At 62.2% G+C, this 19,273-nt stretch carries 22 protein-coding genes; 20 read left to right on the forward strand and 2 right to left on the reverse strand.

All coding sequences use genetic code 11. The features are described 5' to 3' along the window. Nucleotides 1-4: 4 nt before the first annotated feature. The 14 genes from flhF to P5704_022530 all read left to right on the forward strand — a co-directional run bounded on the left by flhF (nt 5) and on the right by P5704_022530 (nt 12,545). The gene (gene flhF / locus P5704_022465; GenBank protein WOF78726.1) at nt 5-1,297 is read left to right on the forward strand and encodes a flagellar biosynthesis protein FlhF; all 1,293 of its coding nucleotides are present in this window, start codon (nt 5-7) and stop codon (nt 1,295-1,297) included. A 91-nt stretch (nt 1,298-1,388) separates the two neighbouring features. Further along, nucleotides 1,389-2,216 (forward strand): flagellar synthesis regulator FleN, encoded by an 828-nt coding sequence (fleN, locus tag P5704_022470; protein WOF78727.1) that lies wholly within the window; start codon nt 1,389-1,391, stop codon nt 2,214-2,216. A gap of 17 nt (nt 2,217-2,233) precedes the next feature. Beyond that, nucleotides 2,234-2,959 carry an RNA polymerase sigma factor FliA gene (gene fliA / locus P5704_022475; protein ID WOF78728.1) on the forward strand — a complete coding sequence of 242 codons (726 nt, stop codon included), beginning with the start codon at nt 2,234-2,236 and terminating at the stop codon, nt 2,957-2,959. Between the two features lie 74 nt (nt 2,960-3,033). Next, nucleotides 3,034-3,408: a chemotaxis response regulator CheY gene (locus tag P5704_022480; GenBank protein WOF78729.1), complete on the forward strand. Its 375-nt coding sequence runs from the start codon at nt 3,034-3,036 to the stop codon at nt 3,406-3,408. Nucleotides 3,409-3,431: 23 nt separating this feature from the next. Then, complete coding sequence (locus tag P5704_022485) at nt 3,432-4,226, forward strand: protein phosphatase CheZ (GenBank protein ID WOF78730.1); 795 nt, start codon at nt 3,432-3,434, stop codon at nt 4,224-4,226. 11 nt (nt 4,227-4,237) lie between these two features. Next, a complete protein-coding gene (locus P5704_022490) occupies nt 4,238-6,433 on the forward strand; it encodes a chemotaxis protein CheA (protein WOF78731.1) in 2,196 nt (731 codons plus the stop codon). 53 nt (nt 6,434-6,486) lie between these two features. Further along, complete coding sequence (locus P5704_022495; GenBank protein ID WOF78732.1) at nt 6,487-7,602, forward strand: chemotaxis response regulator protein-glutamate methylesterase; 1,116 nt, start codon at nt 6,487-6,489, stop codon at nt 7,600-7,602. A gap of 16 nt (nt 7,603-7,618) precedes the next feature. Further along, nucleotides 7,619-8,359 carry a flagellar motor protein gene (locus tag P5704_022500; GenBank protein ID WOF78733.1) on the forward strand — a complete coding sequence of 247 codons (741 nt, stop codon included), beginning with the start codon at nt 7,619-7,621 and terminating at the stop codon, nt 8,357-8,359. Nucleotides 8,360-8,364: 5 nt separating this feature from the next. After that, on the forward strand, nt 8,365-9,207 hold the full coding sequence (motD, locus tag P5704_022505; GenBank protein ID WOF78734.1) for a flagellar motor protein MotD: 843 nt from the start codon (nt 8,365-8,367) through the stop codon (nt 9,205-9,207). Between the two features lie 87 nt (nt 9,208-9,294). Beyond that, the gene (locus tag P5704_022510) at nt 9,295-10,083 is read left to right on the forward strand and encodes a ParA family protein (protein WOF78735.1); all 789 of its coding nucleotides are present in this window, start codon (nt 9,295-9,297) and stop codon (nt 10,081-10,083) included. A gap of 87 nt (nt 10,084-10,170) precedes the next feature. Then, a complete protein-coding gene (locus P5704_022515; protein WOF78736.1) occupies nt 10,171-10,986 on the forward strand; it encodes a CheW domain-containing protein in 816 nt (271 codons plus the stop codon). A gap of 84 nt (nt 10,987-11,070) precedes the next feature. Further along, complete coding sequence (locus P5704_022520; GenBank protein ID WOF78737.1) at nt 11,071-11,550, forward strand: chemotaxis protein CheW; 480 nt, start codon at nt 11,071-11,073, stop codon at nt 11,548-11,550. Nucleotides 11,551-11,553: 3 nt separating this feature from the next. Continuing rightward, nucleotides 11,554-11,967: a DUF2802 domain-containing protein gene (locus tag P5704_022525; GenBank protein WOF78738.1), complete on the forward strand. Its 414-nt coding sequence runs from the start codon at nt 11,554-11,556 to the stop codon at nt 11,965-11,967. Between the two features lie 137 nt (nt 11,968-12,104). Continuing rightward, on the forward strand, nt 12,105-12,545 hold the full coding sequence (locus tag P5704_022530) for a rhodanese-like domain-containing protein (GenBank protein ID WOF78739.1): 441 nt from the start codon (nt 12,105-12,107) through the stop codon (nt 12,543-12,545). On the opposite strand, the gene P5704_022535 is transcribed toward P5704_022530, so the two are convergent. Further along, the gene (locus P5704_022535) at nt 12,526-12,852 is read right to left on the reverse strand and encodes an EscU/YscU/HrcU family type III secretion system export apparatus switch protein (GenBank protein ID WOF78740.1); all 327 of its coding nucleotides are present in this window, start codon (nt 12,850-12,852) and stop codon (nt 12,526-12,528) included. The two genes, P5704_022530 and P5704_022535, sit on opposite strands and share 20 nt — an antisense overlap. Next, the gene (locus P5704_022540) at nt 12,849-14,378 is read right to left on the reverse strand and encodes a flagellar hook-length control protein FliK (GenBank protein WOF78741.1); all 1,530 of its coding nucleotides are present in this window, start codon (nt 14,376-14,378) and stop codon (nt 12,849-12,851) included. Before P5704_022540 ends, P5704_022535 begins: the two co-directional genes overlap by 4 nt. Nucleotides 14,379-14,514: 136 nt before the next feature. Between P5704_022540 and ccmA the strand changes: the two genes are divergently transcribed. The 6 genes from ccmA to P5704_022570 all read left to right on the forward strand — a co-directional run bounded on the left by ccmA (nt 14,515) and on the right by P5704_022570 (nt 19,273). Then, entirely contained in the window at nt 14,515-15,150 is a 636-nt protein-coding gene (ccmA, locus tag P5704_022545) for a cytochrome c biogenesis heme-transporting ATPase CcmA (protein ID WOF78742.1), read from the forward strand. Further along, nucleotides 15,147-15,818, forward strand: a complete 672-nt coding sequence (gene ccmB, locus P5704_022550) for a heme exporter protein CcmB (GenBank protein WOF78743.1) — start codon at nt 15,147-15,149, stop codon at nt 15,816-15,818. The genes ccmA and ccmB overlap by 4 nt, the downstream gene beginning before the upstream one ends. 92 nt (nt 15,819-15,910) lie before the next feature. After that, entirely contained in the window at nt 15,911-16,666 is a 756-nt protein-coding gene (locus tag P5704_022555) for a heme ABC transporter permease (protein ID WOF78744.1), read from the forward strand. Then, nucleotides 16,663-16,839, forward strand: a complete 177-nt coding sequence (gene ccmD / locus P5704_022560) for a heme exporter protein CcmD (protein ID WOF78745.1) — start codon at nt 16,663-16,665, stop codon at nt 16,837-16,839. The genes P5704_022555 and ccmD overlap by 4 nt, the downstream gene beginning before the upstream one ends. Then, on the forward strand, nt 16,836-17,303 hold the full coding sequence (gene ccmE / locus P5704_022565) for a cytochrome c maturation protein CcmE (protein WOF78746.1): 468 nt from the start codon (nt 16,836-16,838) through the stop codon (nt 17,301-17,303). The genes ccmD and ccmE overlap by 4 nt, the downstream gene beginning before the upstream one ends. Beyond that, nucleotides 17,300-19,273, forward strand: coding sequence for a heme lyase CcmF/NrfE family subunit (locus P5704_022570; GenBank protein WOF78747.1), 1,974 nt, complete (start codon nt 17,300-17,302; stop codon nt 19,271-19,273). Before ccmE ends, P5704_022570 begins: the two co-directional genes overlap by 4 nt.

The raw sequence follows: 19,273 nt of genomic DNA on the forward strand, positions 1-19,273 counted from the left end.
GGCCATGCAGGTCAAACGTTTCTTCGCCGCCGATATGCGCATCGCCATGAAAATGGTTCGCGACGAGTTGGGCGCCGATGCCGTGATCATCGGCAATCGCCGGGTGGCCGGTGGCGTCGAGCTGACTGCTGTGCTCGATTACCCCATGCAGTCCGCACCGGCAGCCAACAAGCCCAATCCTGCGCTGGAAGCCGAATTGCGCAAGACCCAGTCGCGTCTGGCCAATGCACATGCCGAGCTGAGCGCCGCCCCACGGGCGAAGATGCAGGATCGTCAACTGGTTGACGAGAAGCCCGCCGCAGCGACCAGCAAGGTGCAACCCGAGGCGGTTGCCGAGCCTTCCCCCGCGGCCGACTCCCGTGCCATCGAAGCGATGTACTCGGAACTGCACGGTTTGCGCGAGCTGATCGAAGTGCAGCTCGGCTCGATCGCCTGGGGGCAGGAGCAGAGCCGTCGTCCGCAGCAGGCCGGCCTCTGGCGCCGTCTGCAGCGTCTGGGCCTGCCGGCCGAGCTGTCGCGTAGCCTGTTGGAAAAGGTTGCCGGCATCAACGAGCCGCGCCAGGCCTGGCGCATGGTGCTGGCGTATCTGGCGCAGGCAATCAAGGTCACCAAGAACGAGCCGCTGGAAGAGGGCGGTGTGATTGCTCTGGTCGGCCCGGCAGGGGTCGGCAAGACCACCACGCTGGCCAAGCTGGCGGCTCGCTATGTGCTGAAACATGGCGCGCAGAGCATTGCGCTGGCCAGCATGGACAATTACCGGATCGGTGCGCAAGAGCAGCTCAAGACCTTGGGCCGTATCCTCGACGTGCCGGTGGTGCAGATCGATCCTAGCCAGCCGCTGAGCAAGTCGCTGGCTTCGCTGGCGCGTAAGCGGATCATCCTGATCGATACCGCCGGTTTGCCGGCAAGCGATCCGACGCTGCGCATGCAGCTCGAAGCGCTGTCCGACAAGGGCGTCAAATCGAAGAATTACCTGGTGCTGGCAGCAACCAGCCAGAGCCAGGTGCTCAAGGCCGCATGGCACAACTATCGTCGTTGTGGGCTGGCCGGTTGTATCCTGACCAAGCTCGACGAGGCGGGCAGCCTTGGTGATGTGCTCGGTCTCACGATCAGCCAGCATTTGCCGATAGCCTACCTCGCCGATGGCCCCCGTATTCCTGACGACCTGCATCTGCCGCGCAGCCATCAGCTGGTCAGTCGGGCGGTGAGCCTGCAGTCCGGCGAGGAGCCGAGCGAAGAAACCATGGCTGACATGTTCGCCGGGTTGTACAACGGTTCGTCAAGGCGAGCCGGATGATGCTGCGACAGCGGTACTCGAATGAATCAGATGCGTACCATACGGGCGCATCGCCGGCCGCAAGGCCCCAGCAAGATATAGGCGTGTGAACATGGGTATGCATCCCGTACAGGTGATTGCGGTGACCGGCGGCAAGGGTGGCGTCGGCAAGACCAACGTGTCGGTCAATCTGGCGCTGGCACTGGCCGATCTCGGCCGGCGTGTGGTACTGCTCGATGCCGATCTGGGCCTGGCCAACGTCGATGTGCTGCTGGGCCTGACCAGCAAGCGGACCTTGGCCGATGTCATTGCCGGCGAGTGCGATCTGCGCGATGTGCTGATCCAGGGGCCAGGGGGCATTCGCATAGTGCCCGCCGCATCCGGCACGCAGAGCATGGTGCAACTGTCGTCGCTGCAGCATGCCGGCCTGATCCAGGCATTCAGCGAGCTCGGTGACGAACTCGATGTGCTGATCATCGATACCGCAGCCGGTATCGGCGACTCCGTGGTCAGCTTCGTGCGCGCCGCTCAGGAAGTCTTGCTGGTGGTCACCGACGAGCCCACGTCCATCACCGATGCCTACGCGCTGATCAAGCTGCTGAACCGCGACTACGGCATCAGCCGCTTCCGCGTGCTGGCCAACATGGCTCACGCACCGCAGGAAGGTCGCAATCTGTTCGCCAAGCTGACCAAGGTTACCGAGCGCTTTCTTGACGTGGCGCTGCAGTATGTCGGTGCGGTCCCTTACGACGAGGCGGTGCGCAAGGCCGTGCAGAAGCAGCGCGCCGTCTATGAAGCGTACCCGCGCTCGAAATGTGCACTAGCCTTCAAGGCGATCGCGCAGAAGGTCGATACCTGGCCGCTGCCGGCGACACCGCGGGGTCATCTCGAATTCTTCGTAGAGCGCCTCATCAGCCCCGCTTCACCCAGCCACGAATGACAGGTGCCGGATCCGCTATGTATTACAGCAAGGCTCAGGCAAAGGATGCTCAGTACCGCCTGATCGATCAGTACGCCCCGTTGGTCAAGCGCATCGCTTACCACCTGTTGGCGCGTCTGCCTGCCAGCGTGCAAGTGGACGATCTGATTCAGGCTGGAATGATCGGACTGCTGGAAGCAGCTAAGAAATACGACGCCGGCAAAGGTGCCAGTTTCGAAACCTACGCCGGTATCCGCATCCGCGGCACCATGCTGGACGAAGTCCGCAAGGGTGATTGGGCGCCGCGCTCGGTGCATCGCAATTCGCGGATGGTCAGCGAGGCGATCCGGGCGATCGAAGCGAAAACCGGGCGCGACGCTAAAGATCATGAGGTTGCAGCCGAACTTAAGCTAAGTCTCGACGAGTATTACGGCATCCTGGGCGATACGCTGGGCAGCCGCCTGTTCAGCTTCGACGATCTGCTGCAGGAAGGCGATCACGGCGAGCTCGAGGAAGACGCTGCCAGTCTCCATCCGGAGCCGTTCCGCGATCTCGAGGGTGAGCGTTTTCAGCAGGCGCTGGCCGACGCCATCGCCAACCTGCCCGAGCGTGAAAAGCTGGTGCTGTCGCTGTATTACGACGAAGAATTGAATTTGAAGGAAATCGGTCAGGTGCTGGGGGTCAGCGAGTCGCGTGTGAGCCAGTTGCATAGCCAGTGCGCTGCGCGCTTGCGCGCGCGCCTCGGCGAATGGCGCGCCAATTGACGATTGTTTGCGGTATGACGTGCTCGGTTTGCTGAGGCATTTTGGGACTTACGGAGGTCGACTTGGACAAGAACATGAAAATCCTCATCGTCGATGACTTCTCGACGATGAGACGAATCATCAAGAACCTCTTGCGTGATCTGGGGTTCACCAACACCGCCGAGGCGGATGACGGTACTACCGCGCTGCCGATGCTCAAGAGCGGCAGCTTCGACTTCCTGGTGACCGACTGGAATATGCCGGGCATGAGCGGCATCGACCTGCTGCGCACCGTGCGTGCCGATGAGCGTCTGAAGCACCTGCCGGTGCTGATGGTGACCGCTGAAGCCAAGCGCGATCAGATCATCGAAGCCGCCCAGGCCGGGGTTAACGGCTATGTGGTCAAGCCTTTCACTGCCCAGGTGCTCAAGGAGAAGATCGAGAAGATCTTCGAGCGCGTCAACGGCTGAAGCAGCAACGCCGCGAGGGCACTATGACGCAAGCAGACCAAAGCCTGGCAGAGTTCGAAGCGACTCTGAAGGCGAACGCACCCAAGTTGATCGAAAGTCTGCAGCAAGGCCGCTTCGATGAAGCGACGCAGATGTTCAATGAGCTGAATCAGGTGCGCAATCACGGGCTCTACCTGGAAGTTGGCAAGCTCACCCGCGAGTTGCACAACGCCATCGTCAAGCTCGAGATGGACACCTGCGCCACCGGTGGCGACCCGTCGCCGATCACGGACGCGACCGATCGCCTGTCCTACGTGGTGGAAATGACCGAGAAGGCAGCCAACCGCACCATGGACCTGGTCGAAGAATCAGCGCCACTGGTGAACTACGTGAGCTATGAGGCGCAGAGCCTGACAGCCGACTGGCAGCGTTTCATGCGGCGCGAAATGAATGCCGATCAGTTCCGCGATCTGGTCAAACGCATCGACCAGTATCTTCAGCGCAGCATGAACGATGGCAGCCAGCTGTCGCAGAACCTCAGCGAAATCATGTTGGCGCAGGACTTCCAGGACCTGACCGGCCAGGTGATCAAGCGAGTGACGCGCCTCGTCACTGACCTCGAAAGCAACCTGCTCAATCTTGTCCTGATGGCGGGGCAGGTCGATCGCGTTGTGGGCATCCAGCATGACCGCGAAGCGATGCGCGCCGAGCAGGAAAAGAAAAAACAAGAAAAAGAGCCTTCCAAGGGTGAAGGTCCGCAGATGCATGCCGATATGCGTGAAGATGTCGTTTCCGGCCAGGACGATGTCGATGATCTGCTTTCAAGCCTGGGCTTTTAGGGGAAGTGAATATGAGCTTCGACGCCGATGAAGAAATCCTCCAGGACTTCCTGGTAGAGGCCGGCGAGATTCTCGAACTATTGTCCGAGCAACTCGTGGAGCTGGAAAGCAGCCCCGATGACATGGCGTTGCTCAATGCGATTTTTCGCGGGTTCCATACGGTCAAGGGCGGTGCCGGGTTCCTTCAGCTGCATGAGCTGGTGGAGTGCTGCCATATCGCCGAAAACGTCTTCGACATCCTGCGCAAGGGTGAGCGTCGAGTCGATTCCGAACTGATGGATGTCGTTCTGCAGGCGCTCGACGCCGTGAATGCGATGTTCAGCCAGGTCCGCGAGCGCGTCGAGCCGACGCCGGCCTCGCGTGAATTGCTTGCCGCGCTGGCGCGTCTGGCAGAGCCAGCTTCGGCTGATGAACCGGCGCCGGAAGTCGAGCCGTCGATTATGGCCGAGCCCCAGTCCGAAGGTGCCGACAGCGAATTCGAACAGCTGCTCGATGCCATTCAGCCGCCCGCCAGTGAGCCGGTTGTGGCCGAAACGGCGGGTCCTGTTACCGACGAAATCACCGACGACGAATTCGAGTCGCTGCTCGACCAGCTGCATGGCAAAGGTCAGTTCTCTGCCACTGCAAGCGCCTCGATGCCCGCGGAAAGCGAATCCGCCACCGCACCGGCCAGTGACGAAATCACCGATGACGAATTCGAAGCCTTGCTGGATCAACTGCATGGCAAGGGCAAGTTCGAAGCGGCCCCGGCTCCACCCGCTGCGCCAGCAAGCGCCGAACCGGTAAAGGGCGATGCGGCAGCTGGTGCAACTGACGAGATCACCGACGACGAGTTCGAGGCACTGCTGGATCAACTGCATGGCAAGGGCAAGTTCGAGCCTGCGATCGTCGAGACACCGGTTGAGCCTGCCGCGGCTGCGCCGATCAAGCCGGCGCCCAAGCCTGAGCCTGCCCGCGCTGCTGCTCCGGCCAAGGCCGCTCCGGCAGCTGCGGTGAGCAAGCCGGCTGCCGCTGCTCCGGCGGAAAAGCCTCCTGCCGAGGCCGAGACCACCGTGCGCGTCGATACCGCACGGCTGGACGAGATCATGAACATGGTCGGCGAGCTGGTGCTGGTGCGTAACCGTCTGGTACGCCTGGGCTCCAACAGCGGCGACGAGGCGATGGCCAAGGCGGTCTCCAACCTCGACGTGGTGACGGCCGATCTGCAGAGCGCGGTGATGAAGACCCGCATGCAGCCGATCAAGAAGGTCTTCGGTCGCTTCCCGCGCCTGGTTCGCGACCTGGCACGCAGTCTGAAGAAAGAGATCAACCTTGAGCTGGTCGGTGAAGAAACTGACCTCGACAAGAACCTGGTCGAAGCACTGGCCGACCCGCTGGTGCACCTGGTGCGCAACGCAGTCGACCACGGTATCGAAATGCCGGAGGAGCGTGAAGCTGCCGGCAAACCGCGTACCGGGCGGGTGGTGCTCTCCGCTGAGCAGGAAGGCGACCACATCCTGTTGATCATCAGTGATGACGGCAAGGGTATGGATGCCAACGTCCTGCGTGCCAAGGCCGTCGAGAAAGGCATGCTGGAGAAGGATGCCGCCGATCGCCTGAGCGATCTGGAGTGCTACAACCTGATCTTCGCGCCGGGGTTCTCGACCAAGACCGAGATTTCCGACGTATCCGGCCGCGGTGTCGGCATGGACGTGGTCAAGACCAAGATTTCCCAGCTCAACGGCACGGTGAACGTGTTCTCCAACAAGGGCCAGGGCTCGCGGGTAGTGATCAAGGTGCCGCTGACTCTGGCGATCATGCCCACCCTGATGGTCATGCTCGGCAACCAGGCCTTCGCCTTCCCGCTGGTCAACGTCAACGAGATCTTCCACCTCGATCTGTCGCGAACCAACGTTGTCGATGGCCAGGAAGTAGTGATCGTCCGCGACAAGGCGCTGCCGCTGTTCTACCTCAAGCGCTGGCTGGTCCATGACGCGGCTCAGGAAGAGCAGCGCGAAGGCCATGTGGTCATTCTCAGCGTCGGCAACCAGAGCATCGGCTTCGTCGTCGATCAGCTCGTGGGGCAGGAAGAGGTGGTCATCAAGCCGCTAGGCAAGATGCTGCAGGGTACGCCGGGTATGTCCGGTGCGACCATCACCGGCGATGGCCGCATCGCTCTGATTCTCGATGTTCCCAGCATGCTCAAGCGGTACGCACGCAGGATTTGATTCAGTCAGGCAGCGTTCACCTCGGATGGGAGCGCTGCCGCTAGGAGTGATGTATGGCAGTCAAGGTCCTGGTCGTCGACGATTCCGGTTTCTTTCGTCGGCGCGTCTCGGAAATCCTTTCCTCTGATTCGAATATCCAGGTCGTCGGCACCGCCACCAACGGACGGGAGGCGATCGACCAGGTGCTGGCGCTGAAGCCGGATGTCATCACCATGGACTACGAGATGCCGATGATGGACGGCATCACCGCGGTGCGGCAGATCATGCAGCGCTGTCCGACACCGGTGCTGATGTTCTCCTCGCTGACGCACGAAGGCGCGCGAGTCACCCTCGATGCGCTGGATGCCGGCGCCGTGGACTATCTGCCAAAGAACTTCGAAGACATTTCGCGTAATCCGGACAAGGTCAAGCAGCTGCTGTGCGAGAAGGTACATACCGTTTCACGCAGCAACCGTCGCTACAGCACGTTCTGTACCTCGAGCGTAAGCACGCCGCCGGTATCCTCGCGTGGCACTACGTCGACATTGGCAACGACAGCGTTCCGGACAGGTGCTACAACGCCAGCCCCCGCGGCGCCGGCAACTCGTTCGCCGGCGCCCAAGCGCAAGGCGTACAAGCTGGTGGCCATCGGTACCTCTACCGGTGGTCCGGTGGCGCTGCAGCGTGTGCTCACCCAGCTGCCGGCCAATTTCCCGGCGCCGATCGTACTCATCCAGCACATGCCGGCTGCCTTCACCAAGGCTTTCGCCGACCGTTTGGACAAGCTTTGCCGCATCCGCGTCAAGGAAGCCGAGGACGGCGACGTGCTGCGTCCGGGGCTTGCCCTGCTGGCGCCGGGCGGCAAGCAGATGATGATCGATGGCCGCGGCGCGGTACGCATCCTGCCGGGCGATGATCGCCTCAACTACAAGCCTTGCGTCGACGTCACCTTCGGTTCGGCCGCCAAGTCGTTTCACGACAAGGTGCTCGCGGTGGTGCTGACCGGCATGGGAGCCGATGGTCGCGAAGGCGCACGGTTGCTCAAGCAGAGCGGCAGCCAGGTGTGGGCGCAGGATGAAGCCAGCTGCGTGATCTACGGCATGCCGATGGCGGTGGTCAAAGCCAACCTGAGCGACGCGGTCTACGGGCTCGACGATATCGGCCGCAATCTTGCCGAGGCGTGCATCTGATGGAGGCCTGCCTCTAATGGACGTACTCAGCCTGATCGGGCTGCTGTTGGCGTTCGTCGCCATCGTCGGGGGCAATTTTCTCGAGGGCGGCCATATCTCGGCGTTGCTCAATGGACCGGCCGCGCTGATCGTGCTTGGCGGCACCCTGGGTGCCGTCCTGTTGCAGACGCCCATCGCCGTGTTCATGCGGGCGATGAGTATCGGTCGCTGGATCTTCTTTCCACCGCGTATCGATCTTGCGCGTGGCATTCTCATGGTCACTACCTGGAGCAATACCGCACGCAAGGAAGGGCTGCTCGGCCTCGAGCCTGTCGCGGAGACGGAGCCCGACCCCTACGCACGTAAGGGCCTGCAGCTGCTGGTCGATGGCGCCGAGCCGGAAGTGATCCGCAGCATCCTCGAAGTCGATCTGTATACCCAGGAAGGCCGTGACCTGCGCGCGGCCAAGGTCTACGAGAGCATGGGGGGCTACTCGCCAACCATCGGCATCATCGGTGCGGTAATGGGGCTGATCCATGTGATGGGCAATCTGGCCGATCCCAGCCAGCTGGGCAGTGGCATCGCCGTCGCGTTCGTGGCGACCATTTATGGCGTTGCCTTCGCCAACCTGCTGGTGCTGCCGGCCGGCAACAAGCTGAAGAGTATCGTCCAGCGGCAGACCGCCTATCGCGAGATGCTGCTGGAGGGCGTGCTGTCCATCGCCGAGGGCGAGAATCCGCGTTCCATCGAGATGAAGCTGCAAGGCTTCATGGACTGACCGCCATGGCCAGACGCAGACCACCGGAAGAGCACGAGAATCATGAGCGATGGTTGGTGTCCTACGCCGACTTCATCACGCTGTTGTTCGCCTTCTTCGTGGTGATGTACTCGATCTCCTCGATCAACGAGGGCAAGTACAAGATCCTCTCCGACTCGCTGGTCGGTGTGTTCAATCAGGTCGATCGTTCGGTCAAGCCAATCCCCATCGGCGAGGAGCGACCTCGGACCACCGAGGCGGATGTGTCCCAGGTCGAGGATCTTTCCGGCCCGTCTTCGTCGGCGGGGAAACCGACCCTCGATCCGCTGGAGCGGATTGCGCAAAGCATGCGCGAGACGTTCGGCGAGCTGATTGCCAACGAACAATTGACGATCCGTGGCAATGAGTTGTGGATCGAGATCGAGCTCAACTCCAGCCTGCTGTTCCCCAGCGGCGATGCGCTACCCAACGACCAGGCATTTCTGCTGATCGACAAGGTTGCCGGAATTCTGGCTCCTTTCGACAACCCGATCCATGTCGAAGGGTTTACCGACAATCTGCCTATCAGTACCAGCCAGTTTCCGACCAACTGGGAACTGTCCGCCGCTCGCGCTGGCAGCGTTGTGCGAATGCTGGCGGCACAGGGTGTGGATCCATCGCGGATGGCGGCGGTGGGCTATGGTGAATTTCAGCCCGTGGCGGACAACGCGACGGCCGAAGGCCGGGCGCGCAACCGCCGGGTGATTCTGGTGGTGTCGCGCAATCTCGACGTGCGCCGCAGTGTCACCGGAATGGGCAGCAGCAACGTACGGCCCGACGATGCCTTGCGGCGGGCTGGCACACAATCTGCACCGGCTGCGTCCATGTAGGCGCTTCAGGGCGCAGTCGTCAAAACACCGTCGCTTTGCCGTATCCAGGCAATGCCGTTCCGGTCAGCTTCGCCGGGTGGAAGATCAATGAGAGTCTGGGCTGTAGCCAATCAAAAGGGTGGAGTGGGCAAGACCACCACGTCGATCGCACTGGCGGGCTTGCTGGCCGATTCCGGTAAGCGCGTCGTCGTGCTGGATCTGGATCCGCATGGCTCGATGACCAGCTATTTCGGGCACGATCCCGATAATCTGGACCATAGCGTCTTCGATCTCTTCCAGCACCAGGGCACCGTGCCGGATGGCCTGCCATGGCAGCTGCTGCTGGCCACCAGTCACGAGCGCATCTCGCTGATGCCGTCCAGCACCGTGCTGGCGACACTCGAGCGCCAGTCGCCCGGGCAGAACGGCCTCGGGCTGGTCATTGCCAAGAGCCTGTCGCAGCTGTGGCAGGACTTCGATTACGCCATCATCGACAGCCCGCCGCTGCTCGGTGTGCTGATGGTCAACGCGCTGGCTGCCAGTCAGCAGTTGGTGATTCCGGTGCAGACGGAGTTCCTGGCGATGAAGGGTCTGGAGCGAATGGTCAGCACGCTGTCGATGATCAATCGCTCGCGCAAGCAGGCGCTGCCTTACACCATCGTGCCGACCCTGTTCGACCGCCGCACCCAGGCCTCGATGAATACGCTCAAGGTACTGCGAGCCGGTTATGCCGATCATCTCTGGCCAGCATTCATTCCGGTCGATACGCGGCTGCGCGATGCCAGCCGCGCCGGTCTGACGCCTTCGCAGTTCGATCCGGCCAGCCGCGCGGTTCTTGCCTATCGGGCCTTGCTCAAGCACCTGTTGGCGTCGCAAGTGTCTCCGCAGGTGGCGTGAAGTGCCATGCCGCTCGGCGCCTGCCAGCTCAAGTTTGTCGCGCCAGTGGCCGATAGCCTGTTCAGATTCTCATAACGAGTTCGTTCCATGAGCCGCACCGTCCTAACCGAAACCCGATCCCAGCAGGCGCTGCAGTCCTATCTCGACGGGCTGTTGCAGGATGCTGCCATCGAACTGGCGGACTCGGTCAGTCAAGACGAGTTCCAGGCGGCCGTGCTCGAGGAGCAGCTGCGTGATACGCGGCAGAACCAGCCGCCGCGTCTGGAAATAGTCCAGCCGACGCCGCTGGTGGTGGATGCCCCTGTGGTGGAAGTGCCTGTGCGAATGCCGCCGCCGGTCCTGACCCTTGAGCCGGTCATGGAGTTCGAGGTTGCGCCGCAGCTGCCCAGCGAACCAGTCGAAGCCGCGCCTGATGCCCATCCGGGCTGGGGCGAGGAGCCTTTCGAATGCCTGCTGTTCGATGTGGCCGGATTGACCCTGGCGGTGCCTCTGGTGTGCCTGGGCTCCATCTATCCGTTGGCCGGGCAGGAGTTGACGCCGCTGTTCGGCCAGCCTGACTGGTTTCTTGGCATACTGCCGAGCCAGGCAGGCAATCTGAAGGTGCTGGACACCGCGCGCTGGGTGATGCCTGATCGCTACCGTGACGACTTCCGCGAAGGGTTGCAGTACGTGATTTCGGTTCAGGGCTACGAATGGGGGCTGGCGGTCCATCAGGTCAGCCGCTCGATTCGCCTTGACCCCAGTGAGGTCAAATGGCGCACGCAGCGCAGTCAGCGTCCATGGCTGGCCGGTACGGTAATCGAGCATATGTGTGCGTTGGTCGATGTGACCGCTCTGGCCGAACTGATCGCCAGCGGCGCGGTGAAGCAGATGCAGAGCGCGATGAAGCCGCGGACGCATTGAAAAGCAAATAATTGACGGTCGCGCCTGTTGCGCGGCCCGGCGATAGAATCGACCGCCATTGCGGTAACTGAAGAAGGTGGGGCTATGAAGATGACGTCTGCGCAGGGTTCCGATGATCCTGTACTGCAATGGGTGACCTTCCGTCTGGACAACGAGACGTACGGCATCAACGTGATGCAGGTCCAGGAAGTGTTGCGCTACACCGAGATCGCGCCGGTACCGGGTGCTCCGAGCTATGTGCTTGGCATCATCAACCTGCGCGGCAATGTGGTGACGGTGATCGACACGCGTCAGCGTTTCGGCCTGGAAACCGCGTCGGTGTCGGACAACACGCGCATCGTGATCATCGAGGCGGATCGTCAGGTCATCGGCATCATGGTCGATAGCGTTGCCGAAGTGGTCTATCTTCGCCAATCCGAGATCGAAACCGCGCCAAACGTCGGTAATGACGAATCGGCCAAGTTCATCCAGGGCGTTTGCAACAAGAATGGCGAGCTGCTGATCCTGGTCGAACTCGACAAGATGATGAGCGAAGAAGAATGGGCCGAGCTTGAGAGCATCTGATACATGCTGATCGCGTCGCTGGTCGCATCGCTGGTTGCGCTGGCCTTCTGCTGTCTAGGGCTGCTGGGCTTCTGCCTGTGGCTGCTCAGACGGCAGCGGCTGTTGGCCGAACAACAGCAGCAGCGCGATGCGAACAGGGACAAGCGCATCAAGGAGCTGAGCAGTCGCCTGGATGCCTATCTGGAAGGCAGCTTGCGCATGGGTGATGAGTTGCGCGAGCTGAGTCGCACGCTGGCGCCATTGCCGGACAGGCTTACCCAGCTGGAGCAGCGTGACCCCAACAACTTCTCCTTCTCCCAGGCCGCGAAGCTGGTCGGCATGGGCGCCAGCATCGATGATCTGACGCAGTCCTGCGGCCTCTCGCAATCCGAAGCGGAACTGATGAGCAAATTGCATCAGGCCCGCAAGAAACCTTGATTGCGGTTTCTTTTCGTCGACTGGTCGCAGCTTCCGGTCCCTGAGCCGGAACCTCCCACAGCCTGCACATTCCAATCCGTATCAGCTCGGCATTGCTGAGCTCGTCCAGGTCCCCGCTCGGGACGAGGAGGGCAATGATGCGGCTCACTCTTATTCTGCTGCTGTTCGTGGTTTCGCTTGGCGCTCAGGCCGTTGAGGCGCCAGACGATGTCGACGGCGCAATGACCGTAAACGTCTTTCAAGCCAAGCGCCTTCATGAGCTGGGCGCGGTGTTCATCGACGTGCGCGCCGACCGCGAATGGTTATGGGGTCACGTGGAGGGCGCCGTGCACTTCGATCTGGCCAGTGATTTCGTCAGCCTGGCGGGGCCGGAATGGCCGCGTGAGCTCCCGCTGGTGATCTACTGTGACAGCGAGATCTGCCCACGTAGCGCGGAAGCCGCAAGGATGGCCGTGGCCTGGGGCTACCAGCGGGTGTTCTATTTCCGTGAAGGCTATTTCGCCTGGCAACTGCATGATCTCCCACAGGTCACTGGCGAAGATCGTGCAGCCGTCGTGCTCAACGCGCAGGCCCACTGAGCAGGGGCGGCGTAGGTTCGCCTGCGCTTCGTTCGTGGAACCCAGGTGGACATTTGCCCTTGAGATACCAGGCAAAGGCGATGATCTCCGCGATGGTGCGGTATAGCGCTTCCGGAATCTCGTCGCCGAGTTCCAGCTTCGCCAGCAATCTCACCAGATCGGCGTTCTCGTAGATCGGCACCTCATGTTCCCGAGCGATGGCGAGGATCGCCTCGGCCAGCTCGTCATCACCCTTGGCACTCAGACTCGGCGCGTTGACGCCATCGTAGCTGAGCGCGATGGTCTGGCGTGGTTGCTTGTCGGTCATGCCTTTTCGTCCACGAAGCGTTGCTCCAGAGTGGTGCTCGGACCCTGCGGTGGTGTGCCTTGCCGGCAGCTCAGCTCCCCGACACTCAGCCCTGCTGCCTGTAAGCGCTCACGCAGATGGGCAAGTTCGGTCGAGACCAGCTGGACCGTGGCACTGCGCTCTGCCCACAGCTGGCTGCTCAGGGTGCCGCGCGTCAACTGCGCTTGAACTTGCAGTGGTCCGAGCGGTGCGACATCGAACGCCAGTTCGATCTTCCAGAGCGGCTCGCCACGCTCCTTTTCCTGGCGTCTCGGCTGGTCTTCGCGCTGCAGCTTGATTTGCAGCGGCACGATATCGCGTTGATCGCGCATCGGCAGCTCCAGCTGCCAGGTGGTAAGGAGGGCGCCATCGGGGCCGATTTGCGTCTGCGCGAGGCTGGACAATTGATGGGTCTGCAGCCTGGATACCGCGGCCGCTGCGAGCTTGAGCAGCATTTCGAGATCGGCTTCCTCTTCCAGGCCAGGCGGCAGCCGGGTCGGTAGCGGAAAACCCAGTGCGAGCTGACGTGCATTGCTTTGCGCCAGAGAACCCAGAGCATGCCGCGCGAACGCAGGCAGCGCCTGGCCCATGCCGGCACTGGCCTGGGCACCGGCTAGCGGCGTGCTGCCGGGAAGATTGGGCATTTGTGCCAATAGGCGCAGAAGCCCGGCCTTGAGGTCGCCCTGCAGCCCTTCGGTTTGCCCGGCCAGCAAGCGTGCTTCGAGGAATGCGCCGCTCCTGGCCAGCGCTGCGGCGAGTGCCTTGGCATCGCTTAACTGCTGCATTTCGGGTATCAGCCCCAGCAATTTTTCAGCTGCGCCGCGCAGCCCCTCGGGGAGCGCTCCGGCCCCACCCTGTAGAGCCTTGAGCAGGCCTTCCAGCGAGGCCTGGCGGTTGTGTTGGGCGCCCAGTTGCTCGCCGAGATGCAGCTGATCGAGGCGCCCGCTCAGCGGAAGGAACGCGAGGGATTGGTCACCCTTGACCTGCGCCGTCAGTAGGCTGCCCAGCGCCAGCGGGTTGGCTGACTCGATACTCAGTTTTTGCCCGGCGACGGGGCTGTTGAGCAGGCTGATGACCGCCTTGAAGATTTTCTGCCCATCCTCCGACTGCTGTTGACTGGTTGCCACGACACGGCCCTGGATGACGCTGCCGACCGGCAGTTGTTGAAGATCGATGATCGAGGCGGGCTGACGCCCGGCGATCTGGGGCGCCGCCAGCAAACGGGTGTCGGACAGGGCGGTGATGACGTATGCGCTACCGGGTGGCGGCGCCTTGTTGCTGCTGACCTCGACGGTCGCCTGGCGGCCACTGCCCATGGTTAGCCGCAATACCAGTCGAAATGCCTGGGCCGCTTCCCTGATGCTGACGACCTCCGCTTCGGCATTTTCGCCAGCCGCCAGAAGGCCTTGCATCGGTTGCAGCAGCTTCAACGCGAGCTCATTCGCCCCTGTCGCCTGGCGCGGCGCGCTGCTCGGGGGCAGGGCAGTGGTACTTTTGATCTCGGTCATCTTTCCTCAAATACTCTTACAACCTTTCGCGTTTGCGGCCCTCGGCACCAAAGGTTGCTATGTATAATTCCGCCCGCCTGGCCCTGCTCCCTGAGTATAGCGGCCAGGCCTTTTTCATCTTGAGGTGCCGCCAGCCGTGTCAACTCCTTTTCTCGAAGCCGTGGCGCTCGCTTGCGAGCGCGATTGGCGGCTGCTGTTCGACAAGCTGGACCTGCGTCTCGAGAGCGGGGAGATGCTGCAGATTGCGGGGCCCAACGGCAGCGGCAAAACCAGCCTGCTGCGCCTGCTTTGCGGTCTGATGCAACCGACCGCCGGTGAGGTCTTACTGAAGGGCCAGTCGCTCAGTGCTCAGCGTGGCGAACTGGCGCGCAACCTTTTGTGGATCGGCCATGCCGCCGGCATCAAGGGTTTGCTGACAGCTGAGGAGAACCTTACCTGGCTCTGCGCGCTGCATCAGCCGGCCAACCGCGAGGCGATTTGGCAGGCACTTGCCGAAGTGGGACTGCGCGGGTTCGAAGACGTGCCCTGTCATACCCTTTCTGCAGGCCAGCAGCGCCGTGTGGGGCTGGCGCGTCTGTATCTCTCGCCACCGCCCCTGTGGATTCTCGATGAGCCCTTTACCGCGCTCGACAAACATGGCGTGGCTCAGCTTGAGAGGCATCTCGCCGCGCATTGCGAACAGGGCGGACTGGTCGTGCTCACCACCCACCACAGCCTGACGGAAAAGCCTGCCGGCTATCGCGAGCTCGATCTGGGGCAGCGGGCCGCATGAGCAGCGTATTCACACTTCTGCTGGCGCGCGAGACGCGTCTGCTGTTCCGTCGCCCGGCCGAGTTGGCCAACCCGCTGGTGTTCTTCGCCATCGTCATCGCGTTGTTTCCGCTTGCGGTAGGGCCGGAGACCCAGCTTCTGCAAACCATCTCTCCCGGCCTGGTCTGGGTGGCAGCGCTGCTGGCCGTTCTGCTGTCACTGGATGGTCTTTTTCGCAGTGATTTCGAAGATGGCTCGCTTGAGCAGTGGGTCGTTTCGCCGCACCCGCTCGCGCTCCTGGTTCTCGCCAAAGTACTGGCACACTGGGCTTTTTCCGGGTTGGCGCTGGTGCTGCTGGCGCCACTTTTGGGCTTGATGTTGGGTCTGCCGCTTGGGACCATTCCGGTGCTGCTGATTTCACTGTTGCTGGGGACGCCGATCCTGAGCCTGCTCGGTGCGGTCGGCGCGGCGTTGACCGTAGGGTTGAAACGGGGTGGCTTGCTGCTGGCGCTGCTTATCCTGCCTCTCTACATCCCGGTGCTGATTCTCGGCAGTGGCGCACTGCAAGCGTCGTTGCAAGGCTTGCCGGCTGTCGGGCATCTGCTCTGGCTGGCCAGTCTGACCGCGTTGGCCGTGACTCTTACACCCTTTGCGATAGCTGCCGGGCTGAAGATCAGCGTTGGCGAATAGCGACACACCCGGATGGCCGGCGCTCACGCCGGTCGATGTAACGAATCTCGGGGCCTGCATTTGCAAGGTCTCGCTGGACGACGAGTCATCCGATGAACTGGACATGGTTTCACAAGCTGGGCTCACCCAAATGGTTCTACGAGATCAGCGGCCGCTGGTTGCCCTGGCTGGCTTGGGCAGCCGTGTTGCTGGTCAGCGTCGGTGTGGTCTGGGGCCTGGCGTTCGCGCCCGAGGATTACCAGCAGGGCAACAGCTTTCGGATCATCTATATCCACGTGCCGGCTGCGTTTCTCGCTCAGTCGATCTACGTGATGCTCGCCGTGGCGGGCGTGGTCGGGCTCGTCTGGAAGATGAAACTGGCCGATGTGGCTCTGCAGCAGGCCGCACCCATCGGCGCCTGGATGACCTTCATCGCCCTGCTGACCGGTGCGGTCTGGGGCAAGCCGACCTGGGGCGCCTGGTGGGTATGGGATGCGCGGCTGACCTCGATGCTTATCCTGCTGTTTCTGTACTTCGGCATCATTGCGCTCGGACAGGCGATCAGCAATCGTGACAGCGCGGCCAAGGCGTGCGCTGTGCTGGCCATCGTCGGGGTGGTGAACATCCCGATCATCAAGTACTCGGTGGAGTGGTGGAACACGCTGCACCAGCCGGCAACGTTCACCGTCACCGAAAAGCCGGCCATGCCAGTAGAAATGTGGCTGCCGCTGCTGGTGATGGTGATCGGCTTCTACTGCTTCTTCACCGTGGTGCTGCTGATGCGCATGCGCCTGGAAGTGCTGCGCCGCGAGTCGCGCGCCAGTTGGGTGAAGAATGAGGTCAAGGCTCTGGTAGGAAACAACTCGTGAACTTTTCATCCTTCGCGGATTTCATCGCCATGGGCAATCATGGCGTGTACGTCTGGACCTCCTATGGCATCAGCCTGGCTGTCCTGATTCTCAACGTTGCGCTGCCAGTCCTGGCGCGTCGGCGTTACCTGCAAGATGAGGCGCGTCGTTTGCGCCGGGAGGAGTCGAAGTGAATCCGGTGCGCAAGAAGCGTCTTTTCATCGTCCTGGCGATCCTCGCCGGTGTCGGTATCGCCGTGGCGCTGGCGTTGTCCGCTCTGCAGCAGAACATCAACCTGTTCTACACACCGACTCAGATCGCCGCGGGGGAGGCCCCCGAAGGCACCCGGATTCGAGCCGGCGGCCTGGTCGAAGAGGGTTCGGTGAAGCGTACCAACGACTCACTCAGCGTTGCCTTCCGCGTCACTGACGGCGCCCAGGCGATCACCATCAGCTATCAGGGCATTCTCCCGGACCTGTTTCGCGAAGGGCAGGGCATCGTCGCGCTGGGTCGGGTCAATTCGGACGGCGTCCTGATTGCCGACGAAGTGCTGGCCAAGCATGACGAAAACTACATGCCGCCTGAGGTGACACAGGCGCTGGAGAAGAGCGGCATGATGAAGCACTACGAGGGTGGTAAGCAGGAGTACGCGAAATGATTCCCGAGCTCGGCCATCTGGCGATGATTCTGGCGCTGTGCCTGGCGGTGGTCCAGGCCACGTTACCGCTGATCGGCGCATGGCGTGGCGACAGGCAATGGATGGGGCTGGCCCAACCAGCCGCCTGGGGCCAGTTCGCCTTTCTAGGTTTCTCCTTCGCCTGTCTGACCTACGCTTTCATGGTCGACGATTTCTCCGTTGCCTACGTCGCCCACAACTCCAACAGCGCCTTGCCCTGGTACTACAAGTTCAGCGCGGTATGGGGCGCGCACGAGGGCTCCTTGCTGTTGTGGGCATTCATCCTGGCCGGCTGGACCTTCGCCGTGGCGATCTTCTCCCGTCAGCTGCCGGAAGACATGCTGGCGCGCGTGCTCGGCGTCATGGGCTTGATCAGCATCGGTTTCCTGCTCTTTCTTATCGTCACTTCGAACCCCTTCGAGCGGCTGCTGCCGCAGGTTCCAATGGATGGACGCGACCTCAATCCACTGCTGCAGGATTTCGGTCTGATCGTGCATCCACCGATGCTCTACATGGGTTACGTCGGTTTCTCGGTCGCCTTCGCCTTCGCCATCGCCGCGTTGCTCGGTGGACGCCTGGATGCGGCTTGGGCGCGCTGGTCCCGTCCGTGGACGCTGGTGGCCTGGGCGTTCCTCGGTCTGGGTATTGCGCTGGGTTCCTGGTGGGCCTATTACGAGCTCGGCTGGGGTGGCTGGTGGTTCTGGGACCCGGTGGAAAATGCCTCGTTCATGCCTTGGCTGGTCGGTACCGCGCTGATCCACTCGCTTGCCGTCACCGAGAAGCGCGGCGTGTTCAAGAGCTGGACGGTGCTGCTGGCAATCGCGGCGTTCTCGTTGAGTCTGCTCGGCACCTTCCTCGTCCGTTCCGGCGTACTCACCTCCGTCCACGCCTTCGCCACCGACCCCGAGCGTGGCGTGTTCATCCTGGTCTTTCTGCTGATGGTGGTAGGCGGCTCGCTGACGCTGTTCGCCATGCGCGCGCCTGTGGTCAAAAGCCAGGTCGGGTTTGGCCTGTGGTCGCGCGAGACGCTGCTGCTGGTCAACAACCTGCTGCTCGTCGTCGCCACGGCAATGATTCTGCTTGGCACGCTCTACCCGCTGCTGCTGGATGCATTGTCCGGTGCCAAGCTTTCCGTCGGTCCTCCGTACTTCAACGCCATGTTCGTTCCGCTGATTGGCGCGCTGATGGTGACGCTGGGCGTCGGCATCCTGGTGCGCTGGAAGGACACCCCGCTGAAGTGGTTGCTCGGCATGCTCACGCCAGTGTTGATCACCAGCGTAGTGCTCGGTGGTCTGGGCTCGTTGTTGTTCGGCGACTTCAACTGGGCGGTGCTTGCGGTGTCGCTGCTGGCGGCCTGGGTGGTGATCGCCGGCATCCGTGATCTGCTGGACAAGACGCGCCACAAGGGTTTGTTAAAAGGCATGCGCAGCCTGGCGCCAAGCTATTGGGGCATGCATCTGGCGCACCTCGGACTGGCCGTCTGCGCCATTGGCGTGGTGCTCACCAGCCACCAGAGCGCCGAGCGTGACCTGCGCCTGGCTCCGGGTGAATCGCTGTCGCTTGGCGGCTATGAGTTCGTCTTCGAGGGCGCGGTGCATCATGAAGGGCCGAACTTCACCTCGGACAAGGCGACCATCCGCGTGCTCGATGGGAACAAGCAGATCGCCACGCTGCACCCGGAGAAGCGTCTGTACACCGTGCAACAGATGCCGATGACCGAGGCAGGGATCGATGCGGGATTCACCCGCGACCTCTATGTCGCGCTGGGTGAGCCGCTGGGCGATGGAGCGTGGGCGGTACGCGTTCACATCAAGCCCTTCGTTCGCTGGATCTGGCTCGGAGCGCTGATGATGGGGCTTGGCGGCGTGCTGGCGGCGAGTGATCGTCGTTATCGAGTCAAGGTGAAGACCCGCGTGCGTGAAGCGCTGGGCATGGCCGCACAAGGAGCCTGA

This window comes from Pseudomonas sp. FeN3W (genome assembly GCA_030263805.2).
In the GTDB taxonomy this organism is placed as follows: Bacteria; Pseudomonadota; Gammaproteobacteria; order Pseudomonadales; family Pseudomonadaceae; genus Stutzerimonas; species Stutzerimonas stutzeri_G.

Excerpts from the sequence above, each read along its gene's own strand:
- flhF (WOF78726.1), top strand. The coding sequence starts at position 5 with ATGCAGGTCAAACGTTTCTTCGCCGCCGATATGCGCATCGCCATGAAA.
- fleN (WOF78727.1), top strand. The coding sequence starts at position 1,389 with ATGGGTATGCATCCCGTACAGGTGATTGCGGTGACCGGCGGCAAGGGT.
- fliA (WOF78728.1), top strand. The coding sequence starts at position 2,234 with ATGTATTACAGCAAGGCTCAGGCAAAGGATGCTCAGTACCGCCTGATC.
- P5704_022480 (WOF78729.1), top strand. The coding sequence starts at position 3,034 with ATGAAAATCCTCATCGTCGATGACTTCTCGACGATGAGACGAATCATC.
- P5704_022485 (WOF78730.1), top strand. The coding sequence starts at position 3,432 with ATGACGCAAGCAGACCAAAGCCTGGCAGAGTTCGAAGCGACTCTGAAG.
- P5704_022490 (WOF78731.1), top strand. The coding sequence starts at position 4,238 with ATGAGCTTCGACGCCGATGAAGAAATCCTCCAGGACTTCCTGGTAGAG.
- P5704_022495 (WOF78732.1), top strand. The coding sequence starts at position 6,487 with ATGGCAGTCAAGGTCCTGGTCGTCGACGATTCCGGTTTCTTTCGTCGG.
- P5704_022500 (WOF78733.1), top strand. The coding sequence starts at position 7,619 with ATGGACGTACTCAGCCTGATCGGGCTGCTGTTGGCGTTCGTCGCCATC.
- motD (WOF78734.1), top strand. The coding sequence starts at position 8,365 with ATGGCCAGACGCAGACCACCGGAAGAGCACGAGAATCATGAGCGATGG.
- P5704_022510 (WOF78735.1), top strand. The coding sequence starts at position 9,295 with ATGAGAGTCTGGGCTGTAGCCAATCAAAAGGGTGGAGTGGGCAAGACC.
- P5704_022515 (WOF78736.1), top strand. The coding sequence starts at position 10,171 with ATGAGCCGCACCGTCCTAACCGAAACCCGATCCCAGCAGGCGCTGCAG.
- P5704_022520 (WOF78737.1), top strand. The coding sequence starts at position 11,071 with ATGAAGATGACGTCTGCGCAGGGTTCCGATGATCCTGTACTGCAATGG.
- P5704_022525 (WOF78738.1), top strand. The coding sequence starts at position 11,554 with ATGCTGATCGCGTCGCTGGTCGCATCGCTGGTTGCGCTGGCCTTCTGC.
- P5704_022530 (WOF78739.1), top strand. The coding sequence starts at position 12,105 with ATGCGGCTCACTCTTATTCTGCTGCTGTTCGTGGTTTCGCTTGGCGCT.
- P5704_022535 (WOF78740.1), bottom strand. The coding sequence starts at position 12,852 with ATGACCGACAAGCAACCACGCCAGACCATCGCGCTCAGCTACGATGGC.
- P5704_022540 (WOF78741.1), bottom strand. The coding sequence starts at position 14,378 with ATGACCGAGATCAAAAGTACCACTGCCCTGCCCCCGAGCAGCGCGCCG.
- ccmB (WOF78743.1), top strand. The coding sequence starts at position 15,147 with ATGAGCAGCGTATTCACACTTCTGCTGGCGCGCGAGACGCGTCTGCTG.
- P5704_022555 (WOF78744.1), top strand. The coding sequence starts at position 15,911 with ATGAACTGGACATGGTTTCACAAGCTGGGCTCACCCAAATGGTTCTAC.
- P5704_022570 (WOF78747.1), top strand. The coding sequence starts at position 17,300 with ATGATTCCCGAGCTCGGCCATCTGGCGATGATTCTGGCGCTGTGCCTG.